The organism is Streptomyces ureilyticus (assembly GCF_011045025.1).
Lineage (GTDB): Bacteria > Actinomycetota > Actinomycetes > Streptomycetales > Streptomycetaceae > Streptomyces > Streptomyces ureilyticus.
In genome coordinates this window covers 1-11,606 of sequence record NZ_JAAKZX010000261.1, presented here as the reverse complement: position 1 = coordinate 11,606, position 11,606 = coordinate 1, and the positions used below count along the sequence as shown (strand labels likewise).

Below are 11,606 nucleotides of genomic sequence, written 5' to 3'. Positions count from 1 at the left end.
CCGAGGGGGCGGCTGCTTCGCGTGCGTGACCGCCGACCTCGCGTGCGCGGCGCCTACTTCGCGTGCATGACCGCGTAGATCATGACGAACGCCACGATGTGGATGCCGAAGAGGAAGTACGCCAGATACCACCAGACGTAGCGCTCGTTCTTCTTCTCCTGGTCCAGGCGGCGTTGCTCCTGTTCCCGTACGGGTTCGGCGTCCGGCATCACAGCTCCCTGTGGACCTTCGTGTTGGAGGCCTGGGCCCGGGGGCGGATGACCATGAGGTCGATGTTCACGTGGGAGGGGCGAGTGACCGCCCAGGTGATCGTGTCGGCCACGTCGTCGGCGGTCAAGGGCTCGGCCACGCCCGCGTAGACGTTCGCCGCCTTCTCCTCGTCGCCGCCGAAGCGGGTCAGGGCGAACTCGTCCGTCCTGACCATGCCGGGGGCGATCTCGATCACACGCACCGGGGTGCCGACGATCTCCAGGCGGAGGGTCTCGGCGAGTACGTGCGCGCCGTGCTTGGCGGCGACGTAACCGGCGCCGCCCTCGTACGTGCCGTGGCCCGCGGTCGAGGAGACGACGACCACCGTGCCGTCGCCGCTCGCGGTCAGGGCGGGGAGCAGGGCCTGGGTCACATTGAGCGTGCCCAGCACGTTCGTCTCGTACATCTGGCGCCAGTCCGCCGGGTCGCCCGTCGCGACGGGGTCGGCGCCGAGCGCGCCGCCCGCGTTGTTGACCAGCACGCCGATGGTCTTGAAGGCGGTGGCGAACTCGTCGACCGCCGCGCGGTCGGTGACGTCGAGCGCGTACGCCGTCGCCTGGTGGCCCGCCGCCTCGAGCTCCTCCGCCAACGCCTCGATACGGTCCTTGCGGCGGGCCGTGAGGACCACCCGATAGCCCGCGGCAGCCAACTGCCGCGCCGTCGCGGCCCCGATGCCGCTGCTCGCGCCGGTGACGACGGCGATACGGGACTTGGCGGCGGGGGCGGTCATGGGCTGCTCCTCGGGCTGGGCGTACGGGTTCACGCTCGCTCGCGCGAGCCGGCGTTCGAATCCCCGCCAGGATAGGCCGGTGGCGGGTGCGGACGTCGAAGGCCCTGGTACCTGATGCACGGGCCCGGGGACAGTGGGAAAATCGAGGTGGGTGATCCTCTGCGCAGGAGGTGCTCCATGGGACAGGCACGTGAGGTCATGGACCGGCTCACCGAGGCGGTCACCACACCCCCGGACGTCAAGGCCCTCAACGAACTGTTCGCGGCGGACGCGGTCGCCGTGACGCCCGACGGCGGAGAGCTCCACGGGCGGGACAACATCGTCGAGTACTGGCGGCAGATGACGGACGCGATCCCGGAGGGCACGTTCGAGTCGGTGCACTCGTACGAGATCGGCAATACCGCCATCGACGAGGGCTTCTTCAGCGGCAGGAACACCGGGCCGATCCACCTGCCCTCCGGCGAGACGCTGCCCGCGACCCAGAAGGAGATCAGGATCCGCGGGATCGACCTCGCCACCATCGACGAGGACGGCCGGATCGCCGACTACCGGCTCTACTTCGACCAGTTGGACTTCCTCGGACAGCTGGGACTGCTGCCGGAAGACCTGCCGGCCTGAGGTCCTGCCGGCCTGAGGTCTTCGCTGCCTCAGCGGTCAGTCTCGCGGTGCGTACATGATCACCGCCATGCCCGCGAGGCAGATCAGCGCGCCCGTCACGTCCCAGCGGTCGGGCCGGAAGCCGTCCGCGACCACGCCCCAGGCGAGGGAGCCGGCGACGAAGACTCCGCCGTACGCGGCGAGGATGCGGCCGAAGTTCGCGTCGGGCTGGAGGGTGGCGACGAAGCCGTACGCGCCGAGGGCCATGACCCCGGCGCCGATCCAGAGCCAGCCGCGGTGCTCGCGTACGCCCTGCCAGACCAGCCATGCGCCGCCGATCTCGAAGAGCGCGGCGAGGGCGAACAGGGCGGCGGAGCGCACGACGAGCATGGGGGCAGCTTCGCATGGGGCGGGGGTGTGCCGGCGGGCCGGTGCCGTCACCTGTTCGCGGGGCTTGTCGGGTGTGCCGGGTGGCATACATCCCCGTATGACCCTGTCCAGGTCCGGCACAACCACCGGTGCGCGGCGCGGCCGGCTGCTCTCCGAGCTGGCCACCGAGTCGCGCCGCTGCATGGCCCTGTACGCCCTCTTCAACCAGGCCGTCGCCGACCAGCTGAAGCTGCACCCCACGGACCTCCAGTGCCTGAACCTGCTCAGCCTGGAGAGAGGGCCGGTCACGACCGGACGGGTCGCCGAGTTGACGGGGCTGACGACCGGGTCGGCGACGCGGCTCGTGGACCGGCTGGAGCGGGCCGGGTATGTCGTACGGCAGCGGGATGCGCACGACCGGCGACGCGTGCTCGTGGCGACCGTGCCGGAGAGAGCCGAGGAGTTCGGCCGGATGTGGCGGCGGCTGAGCGGCGACTGGTACGCCCTCTTCGAGGAACTCGAGGACGACGAACTCGCCCTGCTCATCGGCCACATGAGACGCACGGTGGAGTTCACGGCGACACAGACCGCTCGGCTGCGGAGCGGGAAGCTCGACTCGCTCTAGGCCTGATCTAGGCCTGCGAAGCCTCCGCGTGGCCCTCAGGCCCCTCAAGTCCCAAGGTCCTTAAGGGCTGTGCCCCTGTGCGTACGCCGCCGGGGGCACCCCCACCGTCGCCGTGAAGTCGCGTACGAGGTGGGCCTGGTCGGCATAGCCGAGGTCGGCGGCGAGGGCCGCCCAGTCGATGTCCGACCGGGTGCCGGCCAGCTCCAGGGCCTCGTGGATGCGGTAGCGGAGGATGATCCACTTCGGGCTGACGCCGACGTACGCCGCGAAGAGGCGTTGCAGCGCCCGTACCGAGACGCCCTCCGCGTCGGCGAAGTCGTCGACGCGGAGGATCGAACGGTCGGTGCGGATGCGGTCGACGAGGGTCATCGCGAGATCGGCCTTGGGGTCGGGCCCCGGGGCGAGTCCGAGCAGGAACGCGTCGAGGGCCGCGACCCGGGCGTCCTCGTCATCGGGCGTGAGTACGGCCTCGACGGCGCCCGTGGTCGAGAGGGCCGAGGGGAAGACCTCGTCCAGCGGCAGCCGCCTGCCCGTCCACTCCGACACCGCGTGCCCCGGCACGAAGGGCCGGAAGCCGCCGGGCCGGAACTGCACGCCGCATACACGCCCCCGTGCCTGCAGCTTCTGCGTGAACAGCTCCAGGCCGATCCCCGCGACCTCGCCGAACGGCTCACGCCCGGTGAAGGCCTGGAAGACGACGTTCACGGAGGGGTGCGGGACGACGTGGGACGCGTACGGCGTGGGCAGGTCCCAGTCGATCAGCCAGTAGTGCTCCAGATACGGGCGCAGCGGCTCGGCGGGTTCCCGGCGCCGGAAGCGGACGCGCGAGAAGAGCTCGGCGGCGTCGACGATGCCTCGCGTGTCACGTCGGGGATCGGCCATGGCCGGATCGTATGACGTCCGCTGCCGATAGGGGCTGTCGCGTTTCTTCAAGCCGCCGGGGAGAGGGCGTACGTACGGTCGCGGCATGACCTACGAGATCAACGAGATCAGTGAGACCAATGCCGGTGTGCCCTCGCTCGGTGATCTGCTCGGCGCGGCCGCCGCCCAGGCCGTTCCCGTCGTACGGGCCATCCCGGACGCGGCCTTCGCCCATCCGACGCCGTGCGCCGAGTACGACGTGAAGGCACTGGTCAACCACCTTTTCCATGTGGTCGTGGAGTTCCGGGAGCTGGCCGCCAAGAAGCCGGCGGACTTCACCAGTACGCCCGACCGGGTGGGGGCGGGCGACGACTGGCGGGACCGGTTCGCGGAGGCAGCGGCTCGGCTGGTCGATGCCTGGTCGCAGCCGGGGGCCGAGGACGGCACGACGGGGGCCATGGAGCTGCCTGCGCGGACGGTCGGCTGCCTGGTGCTGCTCGATCTGACGGTGCACGTCTGGGACCTGGCGCGGGCGACCGGCCAGGAGTACCGGCCGGATCCGGCGGGCACCGGCGTCCTGTCCACGCTCGGCGAGACCGTGGCCGAGATGGCGCCCACGGCCCGGCAGATGGGCATGTTCGCCGAGCCGATACCCGTACCAGAGGGCGCGAACGCCCTCGACCGGCTTCTGGCGAAGACGGGCCGCGATCCACGCTGGGCCCGGGCCGGGCGGTAACGGGGGGGCACGGGCGGGCGCTCACCAAAGCCGCGGCCCCGCGCATTTGAGACGGCGGCCTTCGCGGGCCGGGGGCTGTCGCCAGAAACGCATCACATAACCCACAAGGATGAATCGGATGGATCATCCATACGGGAGCTGAACTCCCGATCTAGGCTCGCGCCACAACATCAAAAACAACGGCCCTCGGCCGGGACTGGCATCCCAACCGAGGGCCTGACCACCAAGGAAGTAGGGCTTCCCTGTGGCTGAACGCGAGCCTAACGCGCACCAATTCACGCTGGACGACGCCCTCGGGGTCGACACGGCGGGGTTCATGGACCTCGAAGACCCCAACTACGCCTACATGTTCGGCTTCTTGCAGGCCGATGGGCATCTCGCGAAGGGCGCGGGCCAGAAAGGACGCCTGACCGTCGAGATCAACGCACGGGACATCGCCATCCTGCGTGAGTTCCAGCGTCTGACGCCGTACAACAGCAGCATCTCCGAGCGCACGCGGTCCACGAACTTCGCCGGGACCCACCACTCGGCGACCTGGACTCTATGTTCCCTGGAGGCCAGGACCAGGCTCAACGAACTCGGACTGCCATACGGTCGCAAGTCGAAGAAGATCACGCCCCCACGTGTCGAGTTCTCACGCCGCGACTACCTCCGCGGCGTCATCGATGCCGACGGCTCAGTTGGCTACACGAGCCAGGGATTGCCCTTCATCTCTCTCACGACCGCGAGTACAGCCATCGTCGCCTACCTGTGCTTCTACACGAGGAAAATGACAGGCAGCGAGCGCAGCCCCCGGCGCAACCAGCGCGATGGCATCTACAACATCATGTACATCACCGAGGCTGCGCAGGCCCTGACTGCACACCTCTACTATCCGGGCTGCCTGTCCTTGAAGCGCAAGCAAGCGGCTGCCGACAGCGTCGCGAACTGGGTTCGACCGACCGGTTCGAAGCCCAGGCCACCGCGCATCAAATGGACGTGCGAGATGGACAGGATCCTGCTCGCTGCCCCCACCATCGCTCACGCCGCTGCTGAGCTGAACTACTCCCAAAGCGCCTGCCAAGTGCGCCGCTGGAAACTGCTGCACGGGTTGGTGCCGCTGCCGAACTGAGCGGCTTGCGATGGGCGCGACCACGATCGCCGCGCCCATCACTGCAGCTAACCCTTCACACAGATGAACTGCTTCAGCTTCGCCACGACCTCTACGAGATCGCGCTGCTGATCCATCACCTGCTCGATCGGCTTGTATGCGCCCGGAATCTCGTCAACGACGCCGGAGTCCTTGCGGCACTCCACGCCCCGCGTCTGCTCCTCCAGGTCTTTTGTCGTAAAGCGGCGCTTAGCAGCGTTCCGGCTCATACGTCGCCCCGCCCCGTGCGACGCCGAGTTGAAGGCCTTCTCGTTTCCGAGCCCCTTCACGATGTACGAGCTGGTACCCATCGAGCCCGGAATGATCCCGTACTCGCCGGAGCCCGCGCGGATCGCGCCCTTGCGGGTGACGAGGAGGTCTATGCCTTCGTACCGTTCCTCGCTCACATAGTTGTGATGGCACGAGATCTCCGGCTCGAAGGTCGGCTTCGCCTTCTTGAACTCCTTGCGGATCACGTCCTTCAGGAGCGCCATCATGATCGTCCGGTTGTACTTGGCGTATTCCTGCGCCCAGAACAGGTCGTTCCGGTACGCAGCCATCTGCGGAGTGTCTGCGATGAAGACAGCGAGATCCCGGTCGACCAGACCCTGGTTGTGCGGGAGCTTCTGCGCCACGCCGATGTGATAGTCCGCCAGTTCCTTTCCTATGTTCCGAGACCCGGAATGAAGCGTGAGCCATACAGACCCCTCGGAATCAAACAACAGTTCGAGGTAGTGGTTGCCGGCTCCGAGCGTCCCCATCTGTCGGGTCGCCCGCTCCAGACGGAACTTCACAGCGTCAGCAACACCGTCGAACCGCCCCCAGAAGTCGCCCCACCCCGCAGTAGCGAGCCCATGCAGCCGCTCCGGGTCAACCGGATCGTCATGCATCCCCCGCCCCACCGGAATGGCCTGCTCAATCTTCGACCGCAGCCGCGACAGATCCCCCGGCAGATCATTCGCCGTCAGCGACGTCTTGACGGCCGACATCCCGCAGCCGATGTCCACCCCCACCGCCGCCGGACACACAGCTCCGCGCATCGCGATGACCGACCCCACCGTCGCACCCTTGCCGTAGTGGACATCCGGCATGACAGCCAGCCCCTTGATCCACGGCAGCGTGGCGACGTTCTTGAGCTGCTGGAGGGCTACGTCCTCCACTGACGCCGGGTCCGTCCACATGCGGATGGGGACCTTCGCTCCTGGTACCTCTACATACGACATAACGTCCTCAATCCCCCGGAAGGCAAACAAAGTTCGGGCATCGCAAATACCGGTGCCAAGGTCTATGAAAGGGAAGGCGAACCGGCGTTCACGGCCGTGCGTGCGATAGACATTGTGGTCATCGGCCGCCTTCGGGCGGCAAGCGAATAAGCGGAGCGAGAGGAGCCCCCGTGCAGCGGAAGGCGTACGTAGTCGGCCTCGCCGGGCTTCTCGCGGCGATGGCGGCGCTGACCGGCTGCACCGGTTCGGACGACGGTGACGAGCCGACGGATTCGAAGCAGGGTGGCTCGGGTACGACGGCTCCCCCGGCGGAGCCCGGGCGGTACCGCACGCTGCCGGAGCCGTGCGATGCCGTCGAGCGGGGCACGCTGGACGCGCTGTTGCCGGGACTCAAGCAGGTCACGGACAGGGAGCAGCGGGAGAAGGCGTATGCGGGGGCGCCGACGCTGACGTACGACACGGACCGGAAGGTCGGCTGCCGTTGGAGTGCGGAGTCGACGAGCGCGACGGATCGTCTGTGGGTGGACTTCGAGCGCGTGACGTCGTACGAGAACGCCGTGAGTGACGACTCTCGCGCCTCGCAGCTCTATGCGACGAAGGAGGAGGGGGCGGATCTGCCCGTACCGGTTCCGTCGTCGCCGAGTGCCACGTCCACGGAGACCCCGACCGAGGATGAATCCGGCGCATCGGATGAATCGGGAGAGGGTGCGGGGGGTGGCGCGGACGACGGTGACGCCGGCTCCGCCACCCCGACCGACGACCCGAGCGCCACGTCGGGCGGGACCCCTTCCCCCAGCCTCACCCCCGCCGACCTTCAGCCCCGCACTCTCGACGATCTCGGTGACGAGGCCTTCCTGGACGATGCGCTGAGCGCCTCTCGGCAGCGCACGGTGACTGTGGTGTTCCGCACGTCCAACGTGATGGTGACGATCCGGTACGACGAGCAGCCGACGAGTACGACGGACGTCCCGAGCAGCGAGGACATGCAGGACAGGGTGCGGGAACTGGCCGATCAGCTCGACGGCGCGTTGAACGAGTAGCGGTCGCCGGGGGGCTGTGAGGCTGGGCGGAATGGAAGTCACATCCGCCTCGTAACGCGTACCGTGGCCCCTCGGACCCGACCGCACGCACACAAAACGCGTCTTGAGTGAAGGAACCATGCACCGACCCGCACAGCGACTCCCCCGCATCCTCGTCAGCGCAGCCGTTGTTCCGGTGATGCTCGTCGCCGCAGGCTGCTCCTCGGATTCCGGCTCGGAGTCCGGTAAGGCCGCGAAGAAGGACTCCAGCGCGAAGGCGTCCCCCTCCGCCTCGAAGGCGGCGGTGGTGAAGGAGGCCGCGTACGCGAAGCTGCCCGAGCCGTGCAAGGCGTTCTCGTCGAAGACTCTGGGCGAGCTGGTGCCGAAGGCTTCCAAGTCCGGCAAGGAGGGCAGGTCGGACGACACGGCGACGCGCGGCAGTTGCTCCTGGGACAGCCTGGAGGACAAGGGCGTGAAGGGCTCCCAGTTCCGCTGGCTGAGTGTGTCCTTGCTGCGCTTCGAGTCGGACCAGACCAGGGGTACGGGCGAGAAGCTGGCGTCGACGTACTACGCCGACCAGGTCCAGGACGCGCGGTCGGAGACCGGCGCGACGAACGCCAAGTCGGAGCCGGTGTCCGGTACGGGCAGTGAGGCGACGCAGGTGAGTTACGACCTGAAGAAGAAGGAAGGCACCTTCAAGCAGCAGGTGGTCGTGGCCCGGGCGGAGAACGTCGTCGTGTCGGTGGATTACAACGGCGCGGGTCTCGCGGGTGACAAGGCCCCGAGCGCCGAGGATATGTCGAAGGCGGCGCTGAAGGCGGCGAAGGAGGCCGTGGAGGCGGTGGTGACCGCCAATCAGGCCGGCGGATCGGGAGCGGGTGCCGGTTCCGGAGGCGGCGCGAGCCCGAGTCCGAGCAAGAGCGCGAGCGGGAGCCCGGCCAAGGGAACCAAGTCCCCGGCCACCAAGCCCCCGGCGACGAAGAACTGACGAAGGCGGGAGAGCTCGTCTGGCGCCCGTCTGGCTCCAACTCGCGGCTCAGCACCGCCTTTTAACGGAGCCCGGCCCCCTGCGTGCCGGGCTCCGGCCGTATACCGAAGCCGTACCGAAGCGGTGGCGACGTCCTTCCGGACACCCGCGAACCGCACACATGTGCCACCCTGTTCCGCGCAACAGGTCTCACAGGGAGGGGAGTACGGGTGGCCGCGCCAATGGAGCTCACCAGGACGCACCGGATCCTCATCGGGGTCGTCGTCTTCGGGGCGGTCGTCATCGCCGGTATCGGCTTCGCCGGTTCGTACGCGGCGGTGCGCGAACTCGCCCTCGACAAGGGCTTCGGGAACTTCAGTTACGTCTTCCCGATCGGCATCGACGCGGGTATCTGCGTCCTGCTGGCCCTGGACCTGCTGCTGACCTGGATCCGCATCCCGTTCCCGCTGCTGCGTCAGACGGCGTGGCTGCTGACGGCGGCGACGATCGCGTTCAACGGCGCGGCCGCCTGGCCGGATCCGCTGGGTGTCGGTATGCACGGCGTCATCCCGATCCTGTTCGTCGTCTCCGTGGAGGCGGCCCGGCATGCGATCGGCCGGATCGCGGACATCACGGCCGACAAGCACATGGAGGGCGTACGCCTCACCCGCTGGCTCCTCTCCCCCATCCCGACCTTCCTCCTGTGGCGCCGGATGAAGCTGTGGGAGCTGCGTTCGTACGACGCGGTGATCAAGCTGGAGCAGGAGCGTCTGGTGTACCGGGCCCGCCTCCGCTCCCGTTACGGCCGTGCCTGGCGCCGTAAGGCTCCGGTGGAGTCGCTGATGCCGCTGCGCCTTGCGCGGTATGGCGTGCCGCTCGCGGAGACGGCTCCGTCCGGTCTCGCGGCGGCGGGCATCGAGCCGGTCCTGCTGCCTCCGGCGCCGCGCCAGCCGGAACGGGAGCTGGAGTCGTCACAGCGGGCCGGGATACCCGGGGCACCTGGGAGGGAGCAGCGCGGCCCCGAGAACGACGCCGTTGCGGAGCAAGCCCCGCAGCAAGAGGCGTACGCCCGAGAGCGGGAACAGGCCCAGGAACCCGACAGCAGCCCTTGGTTCGCGCCCCCGCACCAGGAAGTGGTCTACGAGGGCGGCTACGACCCGTCGTACGAGCCCGAAGAGCGGTACGACGGCGAGCAGTACGACCAGCAGTGGTACGAGGCCCAGCGCCAGGCCCAGGAACAGGACCAGGCTCCGTACCAGGACCAGAATCAGAACCAGGGCCAAGACCAGGATCGGGCTCAGGAGTACGAGCCCGGTCCCGAGGACACGGGCAGTTGGCGCATCCCGACGGGACCGGGCGGGCGGACGCGGCAGTTGGGCGAGGGCGGCGGGGCGCCGGAGGGCCCCGAGCCGGACGAGGAGTCGTACTACCAGGTCTTCAAGCAGTCGATCAACGGCAGCTACCCCACCCCACGCCAGTTCAGTGACAACGTCGAGGCGACGTACGGCATCCCCGTCGCGGACCCCGACGCCAAGCGAATGGTCAACCGCTTCACGAACCGTCACACGGCGGAGCTGGAAGAGGACCACATCGCGTAACCGCCATCGTGCATACGTGGTTGGGGGCTCCCGGAGTTCTCCGGGAGCCCCCAACCACGTATCACCAACTCACCAAGGCTTACGCGCCGAGCAGCTTCCGTACCCGTTCCGCCCCCACCGCGAGCAGCAGCGTGGGCAGTCGGGGCCCGGTGTCGCGGCCGACGAGGAGGTGGTAGAGCAGCGCGAAGAACGAGCGCTGGGCCGCCTTGATCTCCGGCGGCAGTTCCTTGGGCGTGGCGTCCGGGGGGAACCCGGCCTGGACCTTGGGCACGCCGTACACGAGGTGCGTCAGGCCGTCGAGGGACCAGTTCGCGTCGAGTCCGTCCAGCAGGAGCCGGAGGGATTCGCGGGCCTGGTCGTCGAGGGACTTCAGCAATTCGACGTCCGGTTCCTGGCGGACGACGGTGCGCTGCTCGGCCGGTACCTGGGTGTTGATCCAGGCCTCGGCCTTGTCGTAGCGCGGCCGTACTTCGTCGAGTGAGGCGAGCGGGTTGGCGGGGTCGAGGTCGCTGAGGATGCGCAGGGCCTGGTCCTCGTGGCCTGCGGTGATGTCGGCGACGGAGGCGAGTGTGCGGTACGGCATGGGCCGCGGGGTCTTCGGGAGTTCGCCCGCGGCGGTCCGTACGGCGCGGGAGTGGGCGGCGATGTCGGCGGGCAGGGCGGAGCCGTCGGCGACCTTGGCGTTCAGCTTGTCCCACTCGTCGTAGAGCCGCTGGATCTCCTGGTCGAAGGCGATCTTGAAGGACTGGTTGGGGCGGCGGCGGGCGTACAGCCAGCGCAGGAGCTGGGGCTCCATGATCTTCAGGGCGTCGCCCGGGGTGGGCACGCCGCCCTTCGATGACGACATCTTGGCCATCCCGGAGATCCCCACGAACGCGTACATGGGGCCGATCGGCTGCTTGCCGCCGAAGATGCTGCCGACGATCTGTCCGCCGACCTGGAAGCTGGAGCCGGGGGACGAGTGATCGACGCCGGAGGGCTCGAAGACAACGCCCTCGTATGCCCAGCGCATCGGCCAGTCGACCTTCCACACCAGCTTGCCGCGGTTGAACTCGCTGAGCCGGACGGTCTCGGAGAAGCCGCATTCGGTGCAGGTGTACGTCAGCTCGGTGGTGTCGTCGTCGTACGCCGTGACCGTGGTGAGGTCCTTGTTGCAGCCGCCGCAGTAGGGCTTGTACGGGAAGTACCCGGCGGACCCGGTCCCGTCGTCCTCGGCGGCGGCGCCCGAACCCTCGGCGGCTTCGAGCTCGGCCGCGTCGACGGGCTTCTGCCCCTGCTGCTTCTTGGGCGGGGCCTTCTTGGTGCGGTACTGGTCGAGGATCGCGTCGATGTCCGCGCGGTGCCGCATGGCGTGCAGGATCTGTTCGCGGTAGGCGCCGCTCGTGTACTGCTCGGTCTGGCTGATGCCGTCGAACTCGACGCCCATCTCGGCCAGGGCCTCGGTCATGGCGGACTTGAAGTGCTCGGCCCAGTTGGGGTGGGGGGAGCCCTTGGTGGCTGTCT

13 protein-coding genes are annotated in these 11,606 nt (G+C 68.5%); 7 read left to right on the top strand and 6 right to left on the bottom strand.

Annotation, left to right across the window (positions count from 1 at the left end):
* Positions 1-53 precede the first annotated feature (53 nt).
* Positions 54-209 (bottom strand): hypothetical protein, encoded by a 156-nt coding sequence (locus tag G6048_RS42565; protein ID WP_165344971.1) that lies wholly within the window; start codon positions 207-209, stop codon positions 54-56.
* The gene (locus tag G6048_RS42560; protein WP_165344970.1) at positions 209-979 is read right to left on the bottom strand and encodes an SDR family NAD(P)-dependent oxidoreductase; all 771 of its coding nucleotides are present in this window, start codon (positions 977-979) and stop codon (positions 209-211) included. Before G6048_RS42560 ends, G6048_RS42565 begins: the two co-directional genes overlap by 1 nt.
* 177 nt (positions 980-1,156) lie before the next feature.
* Here G6048_RS42560 and G6048_RS42555 point away from each other — a divergent pair, with 177 nt between their 5' ends.
* A complete protein-coding gene (locus G6048_RS42555) occupies positions 1,157-1,597 on the top strand; it encodes an ester cyclase (RefSeq protein ID WP_165344969.1) in 441 nt (146 codons plus the stop codon).
* Between the two features lie 36 nt (positions 1,598-1,633).
* Here G6048_RS42555 and G6048_RS42550 read toward each other — a convergent pair whose 3' ends face one another.
* Positions 1,634-1,966 carry a YnfA family protein gene (locus G6048_RS42550; RefSeq protein ID WP_165344968.1) on the bottom strand — a complete coding sequence of 111 codons (333 nt, stop codon included), beginning with the start codon at positions 1,964-1,966 and terminating at the stop codon, positions 1,634-1,636.
* Positions 1,967-2,063: 97 nt separating this feature from the next.
* Here G6048_RS42550 and G6048_RS42545 point away from each other — a divergent pair, with 97 nt between their 5' ends.
* Positions 2,064-2,570 (top strand): MarR family winged helix-turn-helix transcriptional regulator, encoded by a 507-nt coding sequence (locus tag G6048_RS42545; protein WP_165344967.1) that lies wholly within the window; start codon positions 2,064-2,066, stop codon positions 2,568-2,570.
* 60 nt (positions 2,571-2,630) lie between these two features.
* On the opposite strand, the gene G6048_RS42540 is transcribed toward G6048_RS42545, so the two are convergent.
* Complete coding sequence (locus tag G6048_RS42540; protein ID WP_165344966.1) at positions 2,631-3,452, bottom strand: helix-turn-helix domain-containing protein; 822 nt, start codon at positions 3,450-3,452, stop codon at positions 2,631-2,633.
* A gap of 85 nt (positions 3,453-3,537) precedes the next feature.
* Here G6048_RS42540 and G6048_RS42535 point away from each other — a divergent pair, with 85 nt between their 5' ends.
* Together G6048_RS42535 and G6048_RS42530 are read left to right on the top strand one after the other, a co-directional pair.
* Positions 3,538-4,167: a TIGR03086 family metal-binding protein gene (locus G6048_RS42535; protein ID WP_165344965.1), complete on the top strand. Its 630-nt coding sequence runs from the start codon at positions 3,538-3,540 to the stop codon at positions 4,165-4,167.
* Between the two features lie 244 nt (positions 4,168-4,411).
* Complete coding sequence (locus G6048_RS42530) at positions 4,412-5,278, top strand: hypothetical protein (protein ID WP_408056225.1); 867 nt, start codon at positions 4,412-4,414, stop codon at positions 5,276-5,278.
* 47 nt (positions 5,279-5,325) lie between these two features.
* Here the strand turns inward: G6048_RS42530 and G6048_RS42525 are convergent, their stop codons facing one another.
* A complete protein-coding gene (locus G6048_RS42525) occupies positions 5,326-6,519 on the bottom strand; it encodes an RtcB family protein (RefSeq protein WP_165344973.1) in 1,194 nt (397 codons plus the stop codon).
* A gap of 170 nt (positions 6,520-6,689) precedes the next feature.
* On the opposite strand from G6048_RS42525, the gene G6048_RS42520 reads away from it, so the two are divergent.
* The 3 genes from G6048_RS42520 to G6048_RS42510 all read left to right on the top strand — a co-directional run bounded on the left by G6048_RS42520 (position 6,690) and on the right by G6048_RS42510 (position 10,103).
* Positions 6,690-7,559 (top strand): DUF3558 domain-containing protein, encoded by an 870-nt coding sequence (locus G6048_RS42520; protein ID WP_165344964.1) that lies wholly within the window; start codon positions 6,690-6,692, stop codon positions 7,557-7,559.
* A 118-nt stretch (positions 7,560-7,677) separates the two neighbouring features.
* On the top strand, positions 7,678-8,526 hold the full coding sequence (locus G6048_RS42515) for a DUF3558 domain-containing protein (RefSeq protein WP_165344963.1): 849 nt from the start codon (positions 7,678-7,680) through the stop codon (positions 8,524-8,526).
* Between the two features lie 209 nt (positions 8,527-8,735).
* On the top strand, positions 8,736-10,103 hold the full coding sequence (locus G6048_RS42510) for a DUF2637 domain-containing protein (RefSeq protein WP_328828606.1): 1,368 nt from the start codon (positions 8,736-8,738) through the stop codon (positions 10,101-10,103).
* Between the two features lie 79 nt (positions 10,104-10,182).
* Here the strand turns inward: G6048_RS42510 and lysS are convergent.
* Positions 10,183-11,606, bottom strand: a 1,424-nt coding sequence (lysS, locus tag G6048_RS42505) for a lysine--tRNA ligase (protein ID WP_165344962.1), incomplete at its 5' end; no start/stop codon positions are given.